The organism is Streptantibioticus cattleyicolor NRRL 8057 = DSM 46488 (assembly GCF_000240165.1).
Lineage (GTDB): Bacteria > Actinomycetota > Actinomycetes > Streptomycetales > Streptomycetaceae > Streptantibioticus > Streptantibioticus cattleyicolor.
Map to the genome: position 1 here is coordinate 5715335 of NC_017586.1, position 20548 is coordinate 5735882.

Consider the following 20548-nt stretch of genomic DNA (forward strand, 5'->3'; position numbering starts at 1 on the left):
GACGCGGGCGACGGCACCCGCCGCCGGCCCCCGCACCCGCGCCACCCCGGCGCCGCGCCCGTCGCCCCGGGCCGGCGCCGCACCCCGTATCCGAAAGGTGTTCCGTGACCGCCGTCCACCCGTCGCCCGCCGCCGTCCCCGCCCAGCGGGAAGCCTCGTACCGCCCGGCCGTCGGCGTCCTCGCCCTCCAGGGCGACGTACGCGAGCACCTCGCCGCCCTCGACGCGGCCGGGGCCGAGGCCACCGCCGTACGCCGCGCCGAGGAGCTGGCCGCGGTGGAGGCCCTGGTCATCCCGGGCGGCGAGTCCACCACCATGTCCAACCTGGCGGTCGCCTTCGGCCTGCTGGAACCGCTGCGCGCCCGGATCGCCGAGGGCATGCCCGCCTACGGCTCCTGCGCCGGCATGATCATGCTCGCCGACAAGATCCTCGACGGCCGCGCCGACCAGCGCACCCTCGGCGGCATCGACATGACGGTGCGCCGCAACGCCTTCGGCCGGCAGAACGAGTCCTTCGAGGCGGTCGTCGAGGTGGCCGGCGTCGGCCCGGTCGAGGGCGTCTTCATCCGCGCGCCGTGGGTGGAGTCGGTCGGCGCCGGGGTCGAGGTGCTGGCCCGGCTCACCGACGGCACCGTGGTCGCGGTACGCCAGGGCAACCTGCTGGCCACCTCGTTCCACCCCGAACTCACCGGCGACCACCGGGTGCACCGGCTCTTCGTGGAGATGGTCCGCGCCCGCCGCGCCGACTGACCCGCGCGCCGGCGGCACGGGGCCGGAGCGGGACCGGTGCCGCCGTTTCGCGGGTGGGCGGCCGGTGCGCCCCGGCGATCCCGGTAGGATCGCAGCAGTTCATTGGCAAGTTGGTGACGTGAAGGAGACAGGCGGATGTCCGGCCACTCTAAATGGGCTACGACCAAGCACAAGAAGGCCGTGATCGACGCCAAGCGCGGCAAGCTCTTCGCGAAGCTGATCAAGAACATCGAGGTCGCGGCCCGCACCGGCGGCGCCGACCCGGACGGCAACCCGACGCTCTACGACGCCATCCAGAAGGCGAAGAAGAACTCGGTCCCCAACAAGAACATCGACAGCGCGGTCAAGCGCGGCGCGGGCCTGGAGGCCGGCGGCGCCGACTACCAGACCATCATGTACGAGGGCTACGGCCCCAACGGGGTCGCCGTGCTCATCGAGTGCCTCACCGACAACCGCAACCGCGCCGCCTCCGAGGTGCGCGTCGCCATGACCCGCAACGGCGGCTCCATGGCCGACCCCGGCTCGGTGTCGTACCTGTTCAACCGCAAGGGCGTGGTGATCGTCCCCAAGGGTGAGCTGACCGAGGACGACGTGCTCGGCGCGGTGCTCGACGCCGGCGCCGAGGAGGTCAACGACCTCGGCGAGAACTTCGAGGTGGTCAGCGAGCCGGGCGACCTGGTGGCGGTGCGCACCGCCCTCCAGGAACAGGGCATCGACTACGAGTCCGCGGAGGCCAACTTCGTCCCCACCATGCAGGTGGAGCTGGACGAGGAGGGCGCGCGTAAGATCTTCAAGCTGATCGACGCGCTGGAGGACAGCGACGACGTGCAGAACGTCTTCGCCAACTTCGACGTGTCCGACGACATCATGGAGAAGGTCGAGGCCTGACCGAGGGTGTGACGGCGGGTCGGCGGGCGGGTGGTGGCACCCCCCACCGGCCCGCCGTCGTTGTCGGTGGCACCCGATAGCCTCCAGGGGACGCCGGTGACGTGCCGTCCGGCGACGGGGAAGGGAGGGGCGTGATGCGGGTGCTCGGTGTGGACCCGGGGCTGACCCGGTGCGGCATCGGCGTGGTGGACGGCGCCCCCGGCAAGCCGCTGCGGATGGCCGGGGTCGGGGTGGTGCGCACCCCGGCGGACGCCCCCATCGGGGAGCGCCTGGTGCTGATAGAACGCGGCATCGAGAGCTGGCTCGACGAGCACCGGCCCGAATTCGTCGCCGTGGAGCGGGTGTTCAGCCAGCACAACGTGCGCACCGTGATGGGCACCGCCCAGGCGAGCGCGGTGGCCATCCTCTGCGCCTCGCGCCGCGGGCTGCCGGTCGCGCTGCACACCCCCAGCGAGGTCAAGGCCGCCGTCACCGGCTCCGGCCGGGCCGACAAGGCGCAGGTCGGCTCGATGGTCACCCGGCTGCTGCGGCTCGCCGCGCCGCCGAAGCCGGCCGACGCCGCCGACGCCCTCGCGCTCGCCATCTGCCACATCTGGCGCGCCCCGGCCACCAACCGGCTCCAGCGCGCGGTCGAGAAGCTGGCCGCCGCGCAGCCGTCCGCCACCGGCCCGTCCGCCGTGAACCCGGCCGTCGAGAACAGGAGAGGCACCGCATGATCGCCTTCGTGACCGGACCGGTCGCCGCCGTCGCCCCCGACTCGGCCGTGATCGAGGTCGGCGGCGTCGGCATGGCCGTCCAGTGCACCCCGGGCACCCTGGCCGGGCTGCGGGTGGGGGAGCGGGCCCGGCTCGCCACCTCACTGGTCGTCCGGGAGGACTCGCTGACCCTGTACGGCTTCGCCGACGACGACGAACGCCAGGTCTTCGAACTCCTCCAGACCGCCAGCGGTGTCGGACCCCGGCTCGCCCAGGCGATGCTCGCCGTCCACTCGCCCGAGGCGCTGCGGCTCGCGGTGGCCCAGGGCGACGAGAAGGCGCTGACCGCGGTGCCGGGCATCGGCAAGAAGGGCGCCCAGCGGCTGCTGCTGGAGCTGAAGGACCGGCTCGGCGCGCCCACCGGCGCGGCCGCCGCCCGTACGGTGGCCGCCTCCGCGCCCCCCGCCTGGAGCGATCAGCTGCACTCCGCCCTGGTCGGCCTCGGCTACCAGCCCAAGGAGGCCGAGGAAGCGGTCGCCGCGGTCGCCCCGCAGGCCGAGGCGGCGGCCGGGGAGGGCAAGGCCCCGGACGTCTCCACCCTGCTGCGCGCCGCCCTGCGCACCTTGAACCGCACCCGCTGACCCGCCCCGCACCCGCGACCCCGACCCGTACCGCCTGCCTGAGGACCTCGATGACCTGGGACGAGACCGACTCCGCCGCCTCCGACCGCCTGGTCGCCGCCCTCGCCGACGGCGAGGACCGCGCGGTCGAGGCGGCGCTGCGCCCCAAGGACCTGGCCGAGTTCGTCGGCCAGGAACGCGTCCGGGAACAGCTCGACCTGGTCCTCAAGGCCGCCCGGCAGCGCGGCGGCACCGCCGACCACGTCCTGCTCTCCGGCGCCCCCGGCCTGGGCAAGACCACCCTGTCCATGATCATCGCGGCCGAGATGGGCGCCCCGATCCGGATCACCTCCGGTCCGGCGATCCAGCACGCCGGTGATCTCGCGGCCATCCTCTCCTCGCTCGCCGAGGGCGAGGTGCTCTTCCTCGACGAGATCCACCGCATGTCGCGGCCGGCCGAGGAGATGCTCTACATGGCGATGGAGGACTTCCGGGTCGACGTCGTGGTGGGCAAGGGCCCCGGCGCCACCGCCATCCCGCTGGAGCTGCCGCCGTTCACGCTGGTCGGCGCCACCACCCGGGCCGGTCTGCTGCCGCCGCCGCTGCGCGACCGCTTCGGCTTCACCGGCCACATGGAGTTCTACGCCCCGGCCGAGCTGGAGCGGGTGCTGCACCGCTCGGCCCGGCTGCTCGACGTCCCGCTGGACGCCGAAGGAGCCGCCGAGATCGCCGGCCGCTCCCGCGGCACCCCCCGCATCGCCAACCGCCTGCTGCGCCGGGTACGGGACTTCGCCCAGGTCAAGGCGGACGGCGTGGTCACCCGCGAGGTGGCCGCCGCGGCGCTCGACGTGTACGAGGTCGACGGGCGCGGCCTCGACCGGCTCGACCGCGCGGTGCTCGACGCGCTGCTGCGGCTCTTCGGCGGCGGCCCGGTCGGCCTGTCGACGCTGGCCGTCGCGGTCGGCGAGGAACGTGAGACCGTGGAAGAGGTCGCCGAACCGTTTCTGGTCCGTGAAGGACTGCTGGCCCGTACGCCCCGTGGCCGGATCGCCACCCCCGCGGCCTGGGCCCACCTGGGCCTGGCACCCCCGCAGGGCACCGGCGCTCCTGGTCAGCAGGGCCTGTTCGGGCCATGACGGCGCGGAGACTCGCCGCTTCCGGAACCGCAGTGGGATGCTGGGCGTTGTTACCGAGGTGCGGGTTCGCCTAGACTCCGCCGACGCCTCCCCGCAAGGACGGCGCCCCATCCGTAGACCAGGCCGCGCGCATGTGGCCATGCGAAGGAAACCCCCCAGGCCGTGAATTACGCCACGTTCCTCCCCTTCATCCTGATCATCGGCGTCATGTTCCTCATGACGCGCTCGGCCAAGAACAAGCAGCGCCAGGCCGCCCAGATGCGCGACCAGATGCAGCCCGGTTCCGGTGTCCGGACCATCGGCGGCATGATCGCCCGCGTCAAGGAGGTCCGGGACACCACGGTGCTCCTCGAGATCGAGCCCGGTGTGCACGCCCTCTTCGCCAAGACCGCCGTCGCCACGGTGCTGCCCGACGAGGAGTTCGAGCGCCTGGTCAGCAACGACGTCCCGCTCACCTTCGAGGAGCCGTCCGCGGCCGACGCCACCCCCGGCGACGCCGGTGACGAGCCGCACGAGGCCGCCGCCGAGGAGACCGACGCCACCGCCGGCCCGTCCCTCGTCAAGGACACGGCCGACGAGAAGGACGCGACGAAGGACGCCAAGGCCGACGGCAAGTAGCGTGTGAGGTCCGGCATGCCAGGGGCGTGCCGGGCCTTCGCCGGAGAGCGTTCGTTACGTCCTCACAACATTTCGTGGCCGCCCGTGGCACCGTTGGACGCGGAGCGGTTGGACAGGGAGAAACGAGAAGGTGGCAGCACCCAAGAAGGGGCGCAGGTCCCCGGGCGCACAGGGTCATCCCGGCCGCGCGCTGGCCGGGATCCTGGTGGCGTTGGTCGCGCTGACCGGAGCGATGTTCGTCTCCGGCGACACCACCCCGCGGCTGGGCATCGACCTGGCGGGCGGCACCAGCATCACGCTGACGGCGCACAACCCGCCCGGGCAGCCCAACGCGATCAACCCGACCAACATGAACACCGCCGTCAACATCATCAACCGGCGGGTCAACGGTCTGGGTGTCACCGAGTCCGAGGTGCAGACCCAGGGGAGCGACAACATCGTCGTCAACATCCCCAAGGGCACCAACAGCGATCAGGCGGCCAAGCAGGTCGGCACCACCGCCCGGCTGTACTTCCGCACCGTGGTGACCGAGGCGGCCGGCGCCCCCACCCCCTCCCCGTCCTCCAGCCCCTCGACGTCCCCCTCGGGCAAGGCCACCGGCAAGCCCTCCTCCGGCAAGGGCACCACCCCCTCGCCCAGCGCCACCACGCAGGGCCGGGCCGTCACCGACGCGCTGAAGAACCCGGGCGCCGGCGGCAAGCCGGCCACCCCGTCGGCCCCCGCCACCCCGCCGACCACGCCGGGCACCTCCAGCCTGGCGAGCGTGCCGCCCGCGGTGCAGAAGCAGTTCGCCGAGTTGGACTGCACCAAGCCGGCCCAGCGCAGCCAGGCCGGCGCCAACGCCACCGCGACCGACACCACCGTGGGATGCAGCCAGGACGGCAAGGCCAAGTACATCCTCGGCCCGTCCCAGGTCGACGGCAAGGACGTCACCAGCGCCAAGGCGGTCTTCGACACCCAGCAGGGCTCCGGCTGGACGGTCAGCCTCGGCTTCAACTCGCACGGCGCCAACCGCTTCACCGACGTCACCAGCCAGCTGGCCAAGCAGCAGCCGCCGAACAACCAGTTCGCCATCGTGCTGGACAACCAGGTGGTCTCCTCCCCGTCGGTCTCCCAGCCGATCACCGGCGGCCAGGCGGAGATCTACGGCAGCTTCACCCAGCAGTCCGCCGAGGACCTGGCCAACGTGCTCTCCTACGGCGCGCTGCCGCTGTCGTTCTCCATCTCCGACCGCACCACCGTCTCCCCGCAGCTCGGCGGTGAGCAGCTCCAGGGCGGTCTGATCGCCGGCGCCGTCGGCCTCGCCCTCGTCGTGCTCTACCTGCTGGCCTACTACCGGGGCCTGAGCTTCGTGGCCGTGGTCAGCCTGATCGTCTCTGCCGTGCTCACCTACACGATCATGGCGTTGCTGGGGCGGGCGATCGGCTTCGCGCTCAACCTGCCGGCCGTCTGCGGCGCCATCGTGGCCATCGGCATCACGGCGGACTCGTTCATCGTCTACTTCGAACGGATCCGGGACGAACTGCGGCACGGCCGCAGCCTCGCCCCCTCGGTCCAGCGGGCCTGGCCGCGTGCCCGGCGCACCATCCTGGTCTCCGACTTCGTGTCGTTCCTCGCCGCGGCCGTGCTCTTCATCGTCTCGGTCGGCAAGGTGCAGGGCTTCGCGTTCACGCTGGGGCTGACCACGCTGCTCGACGTGGTCGTGGTCTACCTGTTCACCAAGCCGCTGATGACCCTCCTGGCCCGCCGCAAGTTCTACGCCCAGGGCCACCCGTGGTCCGGCCTCAACCCCAAGAGCCTGGGTGTCCAGGCCCCGCTCCGCCGCGGTCGCCGCCCGGCACGCCCCGAAGCCAAGGAGGCCTGATGTCCCGGCTCGGCACTCTCGGTCACCGTCTGCACCGGGGCGAGGTCTCGTACGACTTCGTCGGCAAGCGCAAGATCTGGTACGGCGTCTCGATCCTGATCACCCTGGTCGCGATCGTCGGCCTCGCCGTCAACGGCCTCAACCGGGGCATCGAGTTCTCCGGCGGCGCGGTCTTCACCACGCCCAAGACCTCGATGTCCACCGCCGCCGCCCAGTCCAAGGCGTCCGACGCGGCGGGCGGACGCCACGACGTCATCGTCCAGAAGCTGGGCACCGGCGGGCTGCGGATCCAGATCAGCGGCATCAACGGCGGCACCGCGGACAACGTCAAGGACAAGCTCGCCGCCGGCCTCGGCGTGAAGTCCGTCGACGCCCAGGTGGTCGGCCCCAGCTGGGGCAAGGAGATCTCCCAGAAGGCCCTGCTCGGCCTGGTGATCTTCATGGTCCTGGTCGTCGTCTACCTGGCGATCGCCTTCGAGTGGCGGATGGCGCTCAGCGCGCTGGTCGCCCTGGTGCACGACCTGACGATCACCGTCGGCGTCTACGCGCTGGTGGGCTTCGAGGTCACCCCGGGCACCGTGATCGGCCTGCTGACCATCCTCGGTTACTCCCTCTACGACACCGTCGTCGTCTTCGACGGTCTGAAGGAGACCACCAAGGGCATCACCGGCCAGACCCGGTTCACCTACAGCGAGCTGGCCAACCGCAGCCTCAACCAGACGCTGGTGCGCTCCATCAACACCACCGTCGTCGCGCTGCTGCCGGTGGCCGCGCTGCTCTTCGTCGGCGGCGGCCTGCTGGGCGCGGGCATGCTCAACGACATCGCGCTCGCGCTCTTCGTGGGCCTGGCGGCCGGCGCCTACTCCTCGATCTTCATCGCCACCCCGCTGGTCGCCTCCTTCAAGGAGCGCACCCCCGAGATGCGCGGGCTGGCCCGGCGGGTCGCCGCCAAGCGGGCCAAGGGCGGCGCCGACGAGGGCGACGAGTCCGGTACCGGCACCGTCGGCCCCGACGAGAACGCCCCCGAGGACGGCGCGGACGACGACGAGCCGGTGGAAGCCGGAAGCGGAGCCGGTACCGGCATCGGCAGCCAGCGGCGCACCTCCGCCCCCCGCAGCAACCGGGGTGGCCGAGGCCGCCCCTCCGGCAAGCGCCGCTAGCCACCCTCCGGCCCCGAGGAGAAGACCATGACCACGGCCGACATAGCCGACGCCGGCCTGCGGAAACTGCTGCTCAGCAGGATCCGTGACGTACCCGACTACCCGCAGCCCGGGGTCGTCTTCAAGGACATCACCCCGCTGCTCGCCGACCACGCCGCCTTCAGCGCGCTGATCGACGCCCTCGCCGCGCTCTGCGTGCGCCACGAGGCCGACAAGGTGGTCGGGCTGGAGGCACGCGGCTTCATCCTCGCCGCGCCGGCCGCGGCCAAGGCCGGGCTCGGCTTCGTCCCGGTACGCAAGGCCGGCAAGCTCCCCGGGGCCACCCTGCGCCAGGCGTACGAGCTGGAGTACGGCACCGCGGAGATCGAGGTGCACGCCGACGCCTTCCAGCCGGGCGACCGGGTGCTCGTCATCGACGACGTCCTCGCCACCGGCGGCACCGCCGAGGCGTCCATGGCGCTGATCGAACGGGCCGGCGCCCGGGTCGCCGGCCTCGCGGTCCTGATGGAGCTGGGGTTCCTGAGCGGCCGTGACCGGCTCGCCCCGGCCCTGGCGGGGGCACCGCTGGACGCCCTGGTCACGGTCTGACCGTGTCCGGCCCCGGGGCCCGTCCGATCACCACCACCGGACGGGCCCCGGGGCCGTTACGTCCCGCCGCACCCGGCGGCCACCCGCCGCCGGCCCGCACCCCGCACGCCGTGGCCGGCGCACCGGTGCGCCCTTCCCCCCACCGCCCACCGGCGACCCGTTGTCTCGGCCATCGGGTCGATACCATGGGATTCCGGCCCGTCCGGGCCGGACCGCTTGAGGAGTGCCCTTGCCAGACGAGGCCCAACCGCTCACCGCCAGGAGCGGGAACGACACGCCGTCGTCCGCACCGGGTGGCTCCGGCGCGCCCGGGAACGGGGGTGGCCCCCGCCCGTCCGCCGAGGCGCCCAGCGGCCGGGGCGTGCGCTCGGGCCCCTCGCTGACCTCCGCCCGCTCCGGAGGCTCCTCCAACCGGGTACGCGCCCGGCTGGCCCGCCTCGGGGTGCAGCGCTCCACCCCGTACAACCCGGTGCTGGAGCCGTTGCTGCGCATCGTGCGGAGCAACGACCCGAAGATCGACTCGGCCGGGCTGCGCCAGATCGAGCGCGCCTTCCAGGTGGCCGAGCGCTGGCACCGCGGCCAGAAGCGCAAGAGCGGTGACCCGTACATCACCCATCCGCTCGCCGTCACCACCATCCTGGCCGAGCTGGGCATGGACCCGGCCACCCTGATGGCCGGCCTCCTCCACGACACCGTCGAGGACACCGAGTACGGGCTGGACGCGCTGCGCCGCGACTTCGGCGAGCAGGTCGCCCTGCTGGTGGACGGCGTCACCAAGCTGGACAAGGTCAAGTTCGGCGAGGCCGCGCAGGCCGAGACGGTCCGCAAGATGGTCGTCGCCATGGCCAAGGACCCCCGGGTGCTGGTCATCAAGCTCGCCGACCGCCTGCACAACATGCGCACCATGCGCTACCTGAAGCGGGAGAAGCAGGAGAAGAAGGCCCGCGAGACCCTGGAGATCTACGCCCCGCTGGCCCACCGGCTGGGCATGAACACCATCAAGTGGGAGCTGGAGGACCTCGCCTTCGCGATCCTCTACCCCAAGATGTACGACGAGATCGTCCGGCTGGTCGCCGAGCGCGCCCCCAAGCGCGACGAATACCTCGCCGTCGTCACCGACCAGGTCCAGCAGGACCTGCGCGCCGCCCGCATCAAGGCGACGGTCACCGGCCGCCCCAAGCACTACTACAGCGTCTACCAGAAGATGATCGTGCGGGGCCGGGACTTCGCCGAGATCTACGACCTGGTGGGCATCCGCGTCCTCGTCGACACCGTCCGCGACTGCTACGCGGCGCTGGGCACCATCCACGCGCGGTGGAACCCGGTGCCGGGGCGGTTCAAGGACTACATCGCGATGCCCAAGTTCAACATGTACCAGTCGCTGCACACGACGGTCATCGGGCCCGGAGGCAAGCCGGTCGAGCTGCAGATCCGCACCTTCGACATGCACCGCCGGGCCGAGTACGGCATCGCCGCGCACTGGAAGTACAAGCAGGACGCGGTGGCCGGCGCCTCCAAGGTGCGCACCGACGGACCGAAGTCCGCCAAGGCCGACGACGCCGTCAACGACATGGCCTGGCTGCGGCAACTGCTGGACTGGCAGAAGGAGACCGAGGACCCGGGCGAGTTCCTGGAGTCGCTGCGCTTCGACCTCTCCCGCAACGAGGTCTTCGTCTTCACCCCCAAGGGCGATGTCATAGCGCTGCCGGCCGGGGCCACCCCGGTCGACTTCGCCTACGCGGTCCACACCGAGGTGGGCCACCGCACCATCGGGGCCCGGGTCAACGGCCGGCTGGTGCCGCTGGAGTCCACGCTGGACAACGGCGACCTGGTGGAGGTCTTCACCTCCAAGGCCCCCGGCGCCGGCCCCTCCCGCGACTGGCTGGGGTTCGTCAAGTCCCCCCGGGCCCGCAACAAGATCCGCGCCTGGTTCTCCAAGGAGCGCCGCGAGGAGGCCATCGAGCAGGGCAAGGAAGCCATCGCCCGCGCGATGCGCAAGCAGAACCTGCCGATCCAGCGGGTGCTCACCGGCGACTCGCTGGTCACCCTGGCGCACGAGATGCGCTACCCGGACATCTCCGCGCTCTACGCCGCCATCGGCGAGGGCCACATCACCGCGCAGTCGGTGGTGCACAAGCTGGTCGAGGCGCTCGGCGGTGAGGAGGGGGCCACCGAGGACATCGCCGAGGTCACCACGCCGTCGCGGGGCCGCAGCAAGCGCCGCGCCAACGCCGACCCGGGCGTGATCGTCAAGGGCGAACGGGACGTGTGGGTCAAGCTGTCCCGGTGCTGCACCCCGGTGCCCGGCGACCCCGTCATCGGCTTCGTCACCCGCGGCAACGGCGTCTCGGTGCACCGCGCCGACTGCGTCAACGTCGACTCGCTGGCCCAGCAGCCCGAGCGGATCATCGAGGTGGAGTGGGCGCCCACCCAGTCCTCGGTCTTCCTGGTCGCCATCCAGGTCGAGGCGCTGGACCGCTCCCGGCTGCTCTCCGACGTCACCCGGGTCCTGTCCGACCAGCACGTCAACATCCTGTCGGCGGCCGTGCAGACCTCCCGGGACCGGGTGGCCACCTCGCGGTTCACCTTCGAGATGGGCGACCCCAAGCACCTGGGCCACGTGCTGAAGGCGGTACGGGGCGTGGAGGGCGTCTACGACGTCTACCGGGTGACCTCCGGCCGCCAGCGCTGACCGCGCCAAGTCCGCGGCCCCCGCACCCGGCACCGGGTACGGGGGCCGCGGCGAAGGCGCCGCCCGGCGTCAGCCGCCGAACTCCTGGAGCCCCTTGAGCGCCTGGTCGAGCAGGGCCTGCCGGCCTTCCAGCTCCTTGGCGAGCTTGTCGGCCTTGGCGGTGTTGCCGGCCGCCCGCGCCGCCTCGATCTGCCCGCGGAGCTTGTCCACGGCGGCCTGGAGCTGACCGGTCAGCCCCTCGGCCCGGGCCCGCGCCTCGGGGTTGGTGCGCCGCCACTCGGCCTCCTCGGCCTCCTGGATCGCCCGCTCCACCGCGTGCATGCGCGCCTCGATCCGCGGCCGGGCGTCCCTGGGCACGTGGCCGATGGCCTCCCACCGCTCGTTGACCGAACGGAACGCAGCCCGGGCCGCCTTCAGATCGGTCACCGGCAGCAGCTTCTCGGCCTCCGCGGCCAGCTCCTCCTTGCGGGTGAGGTTCTCCCGCTGCTCGGAGTCGCGCTCGGCGAACGCCTCGGAACGGGCCGCGAAGAAGACGTCCTGGGCGCCGCGGAAGCGGTTCCACAGCTCCTCCTCGGCCTCCCGCTGGGCCCGGCCGGCCGCCTTCCAGTCGGCCATCAGCTCGCGGTAGCGGGCCGCGGTGGCCCCCCAGTCGGTGGAGCCGGAGATCTCCTCCGCCTCGGCCACCAGCCGTTCCTTGACCTTCCGGGCCTCCTCGCGCTGGGCGTCCAGCGAGGCGAAGTGCGCCTTGCGCCGCTTGGAGAAGACCGACCGGGCGTGGCTGAAGCGGTGCCACAGCTCGTCGTCGGTCTTGCGGTCCAGCCGCGGCAGCGACTTCCAGGTGTCCACCAGGGCCCGCAGCCGCTCCCCGGCCGACCGCCACTGCTCGCTCACCGAGAGCTGCTCGGCCTCGGCGACCAGGTCCTCCTTGGCCTTCCTGGCCTCGTCGGCGGCCTTGGCCTTGGCCACCTTGCGCTCCTCGCGGCGCGCCTCGACCTCCGCGGAGAGCGCGTCGAGGCGGCGGGCCAGTGCTTCGAGGTCGCCCACCGCGTGCGCGTCCACCACGGAGGCGCGCAGGTGCTCGATGGCGGTCTGCGCGTCCTTGGCCGACAGGTCGGTGGTGCGTACCCGGCGTTCGAGGAGGCCGATCTCGACCACGAGCCCTTCGTACTTGCGCTTGAAGTAGGCCAGCGCCTCATCGGGAGAGCCTGCCTGCCACGAGCCGACCTCCCGTTCACCGTCGGCCGTCCGCACGTACACGGTCCCCGTCTCGTCGACGCGTCCCCATGGGTCGCTGCTCACAGCGCCTCCTCCACGTGATGCCCGTGCCGCCTCCCGGCGGCGGACATCGTCCACAGTTCTCTCCGGCCGGGCCTCGCCCTGGCCGGTCCGACGGTGCTGCCGGCCGCGCGTACCGTGCGGTCCGCGCGGTCCGGGTACTTCCTGGCATCGGGTGGCAGCCGTCGGCATAGGCACCCTATACACCGCCAACATAGGCGACCGGTGGCCTGGCTGTCCGCATCCAGCGCTGGCGAATTCACCAGCTGGACGCCGGTCGCCACGACCACCGGGACCGCTACGACCGGGTGACCGTCGCCTTGTCGACGACCACGGTGGCGTTGGGCGCGCCGTCGCCGCTTCCGGTGGACTCCCCGGCGGCGGCGATCTTCTGCAGCACCTTCATCCCCTCCGGGCTCACCGTGCCGAACGGGGTGTAGGAGGCCGGCAGCCGGCTGTCCTTGTAGACCAGGAAGAACTGGCTGCCGCCGGAGTGCGGTTGGCCGGTGTTGGCCATCGCCACGGTGCCCGCCGGATAGGTGCCCTTGGAGATCGCGGGCGCCTTCAGGTTCTCGTCCGGGATGGTGTAGCCGGGGCCGCCCTGGCCGGTGCCCTTGGGGTCGCCGCACTGGAGCACGTACAGCGGGGCGCTGGTGGTCAGCCGGTGGCACCTGGTGTGGTCGAAGAAGCCTTGCGCGGCGAGGAAGTTGAAGGAGTTGACGGTGTGCGGCGCGGCGGCGGCGTCCAGCTTGAGGGCGATGTCACCGCAGGTGGTGCGGAGATCCATGGTGTAGGAGGCGCCCTTGTCGATGGTCATCGCCGGCTCGCTCTTCCACTGCTTGGTGCCCGGCGAGCCCGGGGCCGGCTTGCCGCAGGGGTCGGCGCCCTTGTGGTCGGCGCCCGGTGTGGTGGCGGAGCCGGAGGGGGCCGCCGCGTCGGTCTTGTGCCCGTCGCCGCCGAGCCCGGTGGAGGCCCAGGCCGCGGCGCCGGCGGCCACCGCCACCGCGACCACCACGCCGATCACCGTGTTGCGCCGCCTGGCCTTGGCCCGCTGCGCCGCCCGGCGCTCCTGCTGCCGCTGGTACTTCTCGCGGGCGAGCTGCCGCCGCCGCTGATCCTTGCTTGCCACTTCAGCCCTTCCGATGACTGCCGATACCGCCTCGTGCGCGGTGCCGCCGATCCTCGCGCCGGTGCTCCGTACAGTCCAGGGGCGGCGGCACACCCGGTGCCGTGACGATACGGGTTAGCGTCCGGATCGTCCCCGCCGGTAGGCTCTTGCCCTGGACAGCCGCCCACCGCGCGGACCGTCGCGGACGACAGAAGGACGATCGTGCTCATTGCCGGGTTCCCTGCCGGGGCCTGGGGGACCAACTGTTATCTGGTCGCCCCCGCCGCCGGTGAGGAGTGCGTCATCATCGACCCGGGCCACGAGGCGGCCCGCGGCGTCGAGGAGACCATCGCCAAGCACCGGCTCAAGCCGGTCGCCGTCATCGCGACCCACGGCCATCTGGACCATGTCGCCTCCGTCGTCCCGGTGTGCGGCGCCCACGACGTCCCCGCCTGGATCCACCCCGCGGACCGCCACATGCTCAACGACCCGGAGAAGGGGCTCGGCCGCGCCATCGGGCAGCAGCTGCTGGGCGAGCTGACCATCGGGGAGCCGGACGACGTACGGGAGCTGTCGGACGGCGCGGTGCTGCGGCTGGCCGGGCTGGAGCTGACCGTGGCGCACGCGCCGGGCCATACCAAGGGGTCGGTGACCTTCCGGTTGCCGGAGACCGCCGACGTCCCGTCGGTGTTCTTCTCCGGGGACCTGCTGTTCGCCGGCTCCATCGGACGCACCGACCTGCCCGGCGGCTCCCACGCCGAGATCCTCGAATCGCTGGCCCGCGTGTGCCTGCCGCTCGACGACTCGACCGTGGTGCTCGCCGGCCACGGCCCCCAGACCACCATCGGCCGCGAACGCGCCACCAACCCCTTCCTGAGCGAGGTGGCCCGCGGCCAGGGAGCCGGCACCACGGCTCCCCGACGAGGATTGTGACGACACCGCCGTTGAACACCTTCTCCGCCCCCAAGGGCACGTACGACCTGATCCCGCCGGCCTCCTCGGCGTTCCTCGCGGTACGTGAGGCGATCGCCGCGCCGCTGAAGCGGGCCGGCTACGGCTACGTCGAGACCCCCGGCTTCGAGCACGTCGAACTCTTCTCCCGCGGCGTCGGCGAGTCCACCGACATCGTGACCAAGGAGATGTACACCCTCACCACCAAGGGCGGCGACCAGCTCGCGCTGCGCCCGGAGGGCACCGCCTCGGTGCTGCGCGCCGCGCTCCAGGCCAACCTGCACAAGGCCGGCAACCTGCCGGTCAAGCTGTGGTACTCGGGCTCGTACTACCGCTACGAGCGTCCGCAGGCCGGCCGTTACCGGCACTTCTCGCAGGTCGGCGCGGAGGCGCTGGGCGCCGAGGACCCGGCGCTGGACGCCGAGTTGATCATCCTGGCCGTCGACGCCTACCGCTCGCTGGGGCTGCGGAACTTCCGGCTGCTGCTCAACTCGCTCGGCGACAAGGAATGCCGCCCGGTCTACCGCGCCGCCCTCCAGGACTTCCTGCGCGGTCTCGACCTCGACGAGGACACCCGGCGCCGGATCGAGATCAACCCGCTGCGGGTGCTGGACGACAAGCGCGAGGCGGTGCAGCGCCAGCTGGTGGGCGCCCCGATGATGCGCGACCACCTGTGCGAGGGGTGCAAGGCCTACCACGAGCAGGTGCGCGAGCTGCTGACCGAGGCCGGCGTCGCCTTCGAGGACGACCCCAAGCTGGTGCGCGGCCTGGACTACTACACCCGCACCACCTTCGAGTTCGTCCACGACGGCCTCGGCTCGCAGTCCGCGGTGGGCGGCGGCGGGCGCTACGACGGCCTCTCCGAGATGATCGGCGGCCCGGCGCTGCCGTCGGTGGGCTGGGCGCTGGGCGTCGACCGCACGGTGCTGGCGCTCCAGGCCGAAGGGGTGGAGCTGGAACTCCCGGCGGCCACCGAGGTGTTCGCGGTGCCCGTGGGCGAGCAGGCCCGGCGCGCCCTGTTCGGCGTGGTCACCGAGTTGCGCCGGGCCGGGGTCGCCGCCGACTTCGCCTACGGCGGCAAGGGCCTGAAGAACGCCATGAAGTCGGCCAACCGCTCCGGCGCCCGCTACGCGATCGTGGCCGGCGAACGCGACCTGGCCGAGGGCGTCGTCCAGCTCAAGGACCTCGGCAGCGGCGAGCAGTCGCCGGTCGCGGTGGACGCGGTGGCCGCCGCGGTGCGCGAGCGCCTGGGGTAACCCCGCGGCGACGCCAGGTGATCGTCCACGGGCCGCCCGGCCGTCAACGCCGGGCGGCCCGCCTTCACCCCCGGATCCGCGGTAGCGGCGGGCCGGTCCTGGTGCAGAATGAGGCACGCTGGGATACGCGGTACCGGTATCGAAGACACGGCGACAGAAGGCGACATGACGACATCGGCGCTTGACCAGACGCGCAGCGGGGAGCGGACGGAGCCGGGCGGCTTCTTCGGGGCGGGCCGTGCCTTCGGCGTGCTCCTGGTGATCTGCGGAGCGCTGGGTCTGCTCGCCTCCTGGGTGATCACCATCGACGAGTTCGAGCTGCTGAAGAACCCGAACTTCGTGCCGTCGTGCAGCATCAACCCGATCCTGTCCTGCGGCAACATCATGAAGAGCGCGCAGGCCAAGGTCTTCGGCTTCCCCAACCCGATGATCGGGCTGGTCGCCTACCCGGTGGTGATCTGCGTCGGCATGGCGGCGCTGGCCGGCGCCCGGTTCCGCCGCTGGTTCTGGCTGGGCCTGCAGACCGGGAGCCTGCTCGGCGTCGTCTTCGTCACCTGGCTCCAGTACGAGTCGCTGTACACCATCGGCAACCTGTGCCTGTGGTGCATGCTCGCCTGGGTGGTGACCATCGCCACCTTCTGGTACACCGCCGTGCACAACGTCAAGCACGGCATCATCCCGGCGCCGGCGAAGCTGCGGCAGGTGGTGCTGGAGTTCCACTGGGCGGTCCCGGTGCTGTGGTACGGGGTGATCGCCATGCTGATCCTGACCCGCTGGTGGTCGTACTGGAGCACCCACGTGCTGTGACCCGGCACGGGCGCCGGGGCGGTCCCGGCGGCGTTGTCGGTGGTGTGGCCTAGGCTTCTTGGCGTGGAGGAGCCCGATCTGTTCACCGCCGCCGCCGAGGAACGCCGGGAGAAGGACCCCGGTGCCAGTCCGCTCGCCGTGCGGATGCGCCCGCGCACCCTGGACGAGGTGGTGGGCCAGCAGCATCTGCTGCGTCCCGGGTCACCGCTGCGCCGACTGGTCGGGGAGGGCGGCGGCGGTCCGGCCGGTCCCGCCTCGGTGATCCTGTGGGGGCCGCCCGGCACCGGCAAGACGACGCTGGCCTACGTGGTCAGCCGGGCCACCCGGCGGCGTTTCGTGGAGTTGTCGGCGATCACCGCGGGCGTCAAGGAGGTCCGCACCGTCATCGAGAGCGCCAAGCGCGAATCGGGCGCCTACGGACGCGAGACGCTGCTCTTCCTCGACGAGATCCACCGCTTCAGCAAGGCCCAGCAGGACTCGCTGCTGCCCGCGGTGGAGAACCGCTGGGTCACCCTGATCGCCGCCACCACCGAGAACCCCTACTTCTCGGTGATCTCCCCGCTGCTCTCCCGGTCTCTGCTGCTCACCCTCGAAACCCTCACCGACGACGACCTGCGCGGGCTGCTGCACCGGGCGGTGGCCGACCCCAGGGGGCTGGCCGGCACCGTCTCGCTGCCCGAGGACGCCGAGGCCCATCTGCTGCGGATCGCCGGCGGTGACGCCCGCCGGGCGCTCACCGCGCTGGAGGCCGGGGCCGGCTCGGCGATCGCCAAGGGCGAGCCGGAGATCACCCTGGAGACGCTGGAGGCCGCGGTCGACCGGGCGGCGGTGACGTACGACCGCTCCGGCGACCAGCACTACGACGTGGCCAGCGCGCTGATCAAGTCGATCCGCGGCTCCGACGTGGACGCGGCGCTGCACTACCTGGCCCGCATGATCGAGGCCGGTGAGGACCCGCGTTTCATCGCCCGCCGGCTGATGATCTCGGCCAGCGAAGACATCGGGATGGCCGACCCCACGGCGTTGCAGACCGCGGTGGCCGCGGCCCAGGCGGTCGCCCTGATCGGCTTCCCGGAGGCCCGGATAACCCTGTCCCAGGCGGTGATCGCGCTCGCCCTGGCGCCCAAGTCCAACGCCGCCTACCTGGCGATCGACGCGGCCCTGGCCGACGTGCGCAAGGGGCTGGCCGGCCCCGTGCCGCCCCATCTGCGGGACAGCCACTACCAGGGGGCCGGCGACCTCGGCCACGGCCACGGCTACCGCTACCCGCACGACCTGCCCGGGGCGATCGCGGCCCAGCAGTACGCCCCGGACGCGGTGCACGGCAAGCGCTACTACGAGCCCACCCGTTACGGCGCCGAGGCGCGTTACGCCGATGTGCTCGACCGCGTCCGGGAGCGGCTGTCGGGGGAGTGACCTCCCTCAACGGCGTTGGTCAGCCGGGCAGTTGCTCGCGGTACCCGTCGAGCGCCGGGGCCGTCTTGGTCGCGTAGAACTCGGTGATCCGGTAGGTGCCGACGCCTCCGGTGACGAAGGGGTCGTCGGCGATGAGCGCCTCGACGGCCGCCCGGTCCGGGGCCGTCGCGAGGATGACGCCGCCGTCCCGGGGGTTCTTGCGCCCGGAGGCGAGGAAGGCGCCGGCCGCGTAGTGCTCGTCGAGCCAGGCGACGTGGTCCGGCAGGAGGGCGTCGACGCGTTCGGCCGGCGCGGTGTAGGTGACTTCGAGGATGAACATGACCGGCACCCTAGCGCCGCCGGCCACGCGCGAGGTCAGGGCTCCCGTACCGCCTCCCGCGCCGCCTCGAAGAGCGCGTGCAGGGCGCGGGGGAGTTCACCGGGGCCGGTCAGCGGGCGGGGGAAGTCGAAGCGGGCGTCGAAGACCCCGTCGGCGCCGCCCACCGTCGTACCCCGGTCCGCCGCGCCGCCGGCGCCAGTCGTACCCCCGTCCGCCGCGCCGCCCACCGCCGTACCGCCGCGCCCGGTCGTGAAGCGCACCCGCAGCCCGAACCGGTCCAGCGCCAGCGGGACCGCCCGGCGCGGCACCGCGCAGGCGCCGCCGGTCAGCGCGCACAGCCACCCCACCTGCTCGGCATGGGAGGCGGCCAGGTGCTGGAGCACCTCGGCCTCGCGCGCGGCCAGCGGATCGGCCGCCGCCGCGGCGAACTCCTCCGGCTCCACCTGGCCCACCCCCCACAGGTCGTCCACCGACGCCTCCCCGACCTCCAGCCGCAGCCACCCCGGCTCGGCCCGGCCGCGCGGCGGGGTGAGCCAGCCGGCCACCCAGGCCCGGCCGCGGATGCGGTGGGCGACGGCGACCGGGGCCACGTCCGTCAGCTCCAGCACCGCGGTCACCTCGTCGCCGGCGGCGTGGGTGGCCGCCCGTACCGCGGGGGAGTCGGGGGCGAAGCGCAGCCACACCTCGCCGTCGGCGCCGTGGACCCGCTCGGCGGGCATCATCGGCTCGGCCGGGGCCGGGAAGGCGCCGGGAATGACGAGGACGGCCGAGGAGTTACCCTCGACGAGAGTTCGCACCCGCTCGGCTGCCGAGGGCATCCGGGCCGTTTCTTTGCCTCCGGGACGCGGCTGACCACCTTCCGGTACCTCCTGCGCCGCCGCGGCGTGGCCGGTGCCGGATGTGGGGTTCCCAGGTCGAAACATGCGATCTCCTCGGCTAAGGTAAGGCTCACCTAACTTACATGGAGGTCTGGAGAACGTGAACCAGTCGCGTCCCAAGGTCAAGAAGTCCCGTGCGCTCGGGATCGCGCTGACGCCCAAGGCGGTCAAGTACTTCGAGGCGCGGCCGTACCCGCCCGGGGAGCACGGCCGGGGCCGCAAGCAGAACAGCGACTACAAGGTCCGCCTGCTGGAGAAGCAGCGGCTGCGCGCCCAGTACGACATCAGCGAGACCCAGATGCGGCGCGCCTACGACCGGGCCCGCAAGGTCGAGGGCAAGACCGGTGACGCCCTCATCATCGAGCTGGAGCGCCGGCTGGACGCCCTGGTGCTCCGGGCCGGCCTCGCCCGCACCATCTACCAGGCCCGCCAGATGGTCGTCCACGGCCACATCGAGGTCAACGGCCGCAAGGTCGACCGCCCGTCCTTCCGGGTCCGCCCGGACGACGTGGTGATGGTCCGCGAGCGCTCCCGCGCCAAGACGCCGTTCCAGATAGCGCGTGAGGGCGGCTGGGCCGGCGAGGGCGAGGCGCCCAAGTACCTCCAGGTCAACCTCCAGGCGCTCGCCTTCCGGCTGGACCGGGAGCCCAACCGCCGGGAGATCCCGGTGATCTGCGACGAGCAGCTGGTCGTCGAGTACTACGCCCGCTGACCCGCCGCCAGTACGGCCCGCGACCGGCCCGCCGCACCCCGCCCGGGGCGCGGCGGGCCGGCCGCGTTCCGCGCCCCGGTGCCCCACGGACCGTGCCCGCGCCTTGGCGCATCGTGGCCGCCGCGTAGAATTCCCGGACCGGCCGGCGACGCGCGGCCCGCGCGCGGCGATACGCGGTACGACGGGCCAACCGCGGCGCGGTAGGGTCGATACCCTGCCGCCCGGGTCGTCCGGCGGGGGTGCCGGACGGGGCCGCGACGCGGGGCAGCCGTCCCCTCGTCCCGTCGCGCGTCCCGCTCGTGGGCGGTCACCCCGACACGAAGACCTAAGGAGCGCACAGCAGTGTCCGGTGCAGAGGTGGCCGGCCTCATCGTGGCCGTCTTCTGGGCGATCCTGGTCTCCTTCCTGGCCGTCGCCCTGGTCCGGCTCGCGCAGACGCTCAAGAAGGCGGGCCGGCTCGTCACCGAGGTCACCGAGCAGGCGGTCCCGTTGCTCGGCGAGGCGACCGCGGCGGTGCGCTCCGCCCACGTCCAGCTCGACCGGGTCGACACCATCACCGCGGACGTCCAGGAGGTCACCGCCAACGCCTCGGCGCTGAGCACCACCGTGGCCTCCACCCTCGGCGGCCCCCTGGTGAAGGTCGCCGCCTTCGGCTACGGGGTGCGCCAGGCCGTCGGCCGGCAGAACGAGACGGGCCGCGGCACCGGCCGGGGAGCAGGCCGTACGGTGATCATCGGCAAGACGCCGCCGGCCGCCGGCCCCGCGCCCACCCGCCGGGGACTGCTGCGCCGCACCCGAGGAAAGGGCTGACCCACA

20 protein-coding genes are annotated in these 20548 nt (G+C 72.6%); 16 read left to right on the plus strand and 4 right to left on the minus strand.

Going from position 1 to position 20548, the window contains the following annotated elements:
* Window positions 1-104 precede the first annotated feature (104 nt).
* The 10 genes from pdxT to SCATT_RS25165 all read left to right on the plus strand — a co-directional run bounded on the left by pdxT (window position 105) and on the right by SCATT_RS25165 (window position 11010).
* On the plus strand, window positions 105-749 hold the full coding sequence (gene pdxT, locus SCATT_RS25120; protein WP_014146003.1) for a pyridoxal 5'-phosphate synthase glutaminase subunit PdxT: 645 nt from the start codon (window positions 105-107) through the stop codon (window positions 747-749).
* A gap of 135 nt (window positions 750-884) precedes the next feature.
* Window positions 885-1637, plus strand: coding sequence for a YebC/PmpR family DNA-binding transcriptional regulator (locus SCATT_RS25125; RefSeq protein WP_014146004.1), 753 nt, complete (start codon window positions 885-887; stop codon window positions 1635-1637).
* A gap of 134 nt (window positions 1638-1771) precedes the next feature.
* Entirely contained in the window at window positions 1772-2353 is a 582-nt protein-coding gene (ruvC, locus tag SCATT_RS25130) for a crossover junction endodeoxyribonuclease RuvC (RefSeq protein WP_014146005.1), read from the plus strand.
* Entirely contained in the window at window positions 2350-2973 is a 624-nt protein-coding gene (gene ruvA / locus SCATT_RS25135; protein ID WP_014146006.1) for a Holliday junction branch migration protein RuvA, read from the plus strand. The genes ruvC and ruvA overlap by 4 nt, the downstream gene beginning before the upstream one ends.
* Before the next feature lie 50 nt (window positions 2974-3023).
* Complete coding sequence (gene ruvB, locus SCATT_RS25140; protein ID WP_014146007.1) at window positions 3024-4088, plus strand: Holliday junction branch migration DNA helicase RuvB; 1065 nt, start codon at window positions 3024-3026, stop codon at window positions 4086-4088.
* Between the two features lie 162 nt (window positions 4089-4250).
* Complete coding sequence (gene yajC, locus SCATT_RS25145; RefSeq protein ID WP_014146008.1) at window positions 4251-4706, plus strand: preprotein translocase subunit YajC; 456 nt, start codon at window positions 4251-4253, stop codon at window positions 4704-4706.
* A gap of 130 nt (window positions 4707-4836) precedes the next feature.
* Window positions 4837-6570, plus strand: a complete 1734-nt coding sequence (secD, locus tag SCATT_RS25150; protein WP_014146009.1) for a protein translocase subunit SecD — start codon at window positions 4837-4839, stop codon at window positions 6568-6570.
* Complete coding sequence (gene secF / locus SCATT_RS25155; RefSeq protein ID WP_014146010.1) at window positions 6570-7730, plus strand: protein translocase subunit SecF; 1161 nt, start codon at window positions 6570-6572, stop codon at window positions 7728-7730. The genes secD and secF overlap by 1 nt, the downstream gene beginning before the upstream one ends.
* A 27-nt stretch (window positions 7731-7757) precedes the next feature.
* Window positions 7758-8318 carry an adenine phosphoribosyltransferase gene (locus tag SCATT_RS25160; protein WP_014146011.1) on the plus strand — a complete coding sequence of 187 codons (561 nt, stop codon included), beginning with the start codon at window positions 7758-7760 and terminating at the stop codon, window positions 8316-8318.
* Window positions 8319-8679: 361 nt separating this feature from the next.
* On the plus strand, window positions 8680-11010 hold the full coding sequence (locus SCATT_RS25165; RefSeq protein ID WP_014628660.1) for a RelA/SpoT family protein: 2331 nt from the start codon (window positions 8680-8682) through the stop codon (window positions 11008-11010).
* Between the two features lie 69 nt (window positions 11011-11079).
* Here SCATT_RS25165 and SCATT_RS25170 read toward each other — a convergent pair whose 3' ends face one another.
* Together SCATT_RS25170 and SCATT_RS25175 are read right to left on the minus strand one after the other, a co-directional pair.
* Window positions 11080-12309, minus strand: a complete 1230-nt coding sequence (locus SCATT_RS25170; RefSeq protein WP_014146014.1) for a DUF349 domain-containing protein — start codon at window positions 12307-12309, stop codon at window positions 11080-11082.
* A 274-nt stretch (window positions 12310-12583) separates the two neighbouring features.
* On the minus strand, window positions 12584-13414 hold the full coding sequence (locus tag SCATT_RS25175; RefSeq protein ID WP_014146015.1) for a peptidylprolyl isomerase: 831 nt from the start codon (window positions 13412-13414) through the stop codon (window positions 12584-12586).
* 201 nt (window positions 13415-13615) lie between these two features.
* On the opposite strand from SCATT_RS25175, the gene SCATT_RS25180 reads away from it, so the two are divergent.
* The 4 genes from SCATT_RS25180 to SCATT_RS25195 all read left to right on the plus strand — a co-directional run bounded on the left by SCATT_RS25180 (window position 13616) and on the right by SCATT_RS25195 (window position 17823).
* Window positions 13616-14326, plus strand: a complete 711-nt coding sequence (locus tag SCATT_RS25180) for an MBL fold metallo-hydrolase (protein WP_014146016.1) — start codon at window positions 13616-13618, stop codon at window positions 14324-14326.
* Between the two features lie 11 nt (window positions 14327-14337).
* Window positions 14338-15600 (plus strand): histidine--tRNA ligase, encoded by a 1263-nt coding sequence (gene hisS, locus SCATT_RS25185; protein WP_014146017.1) that lies wholly within the window; start codon window positions 14338-14340, stop codon window positions 15598-15600.
* A 165-nt stretch (window positions 15601-15765) separates the two neighbouring features.
* Entirely contained in the window at window positions 15766-16407 is a 642-nt protein-coding gene (locus SCATT_RS25190) for a vitamin K epoxide reductase family protein (RefSeq protein ID WP_014146018.1), read from the plus strand.
* A 63-nt stretch (window positions 16408-16470) separates the two neighbouring features.
* Window positions 16471-17823, plus strand: coding sequence for a replication-associated recombination protein A (locus tag SCATT_RS25195; RefSeq protein ID WP_014146019.1), 1353 nt, complete (start codon window positions 16471-16473; stop codon window positions 17821-17823).
* 19 nt (window positions 17824-17842) lie between these two features.
* Here the strand turns inward: SCATT_RS25195 and SCATT_RS25200 are convergent, their stop codons facing one another.
* A complete protein-coding gene (locus SCATT_RS25200) occupies window positions 17843-18142 on the minus strand; it encodes a YciI family protein (protein WP_014146020.1) in 300 nt (99 codons plus the stop codon).
* Window positions 18143-18177: 35 nt separating this feature from the next.
* Window positions 18178-18960, minus strand: coding sequence for a hypothetical protein (locus SCATT_RS25205; protein ID WP_014146021.1), 783 nt, complete (start codon window positions 18958-18960; stop codon window positions 18178-18180).
* A gap of 160 nt (window positions 18961-19120) precedes the next feature.
* On the opposite strand from SCATT_RS25205, the gene rpsD reads away from it, so the two are divergent.
* Both rpsD and SCATT_RS25215 read left to right on the plus strand, forming a co-directional pair.
* Window positions 19121-19732: a 30S ribosomal protein S4 gene (gene rpsD / locus SCATT_RS25210; RefSeq protein WP_014146022.1), complete on the plus strand. Its 612-nt coding sequence runs from the start codon at window positions 19121-19123 to the stop codon at window positions 19730-19732.
* A 342-nt stretch (window positions 19733-20074) separates the two neighbouring features.
* Window positions 20075-20542, plus strand: a complete 468-nt coding sequence (locus SCATT_RS25215) for a DUF948 domain-containing protein (RefSeq protein WP_014146023.1) — start codon at window positions 20075-20077, stop codon at window positions 20540-20542.
* Window positions 20543-20548: the final 6 nt, after the last annotated feature.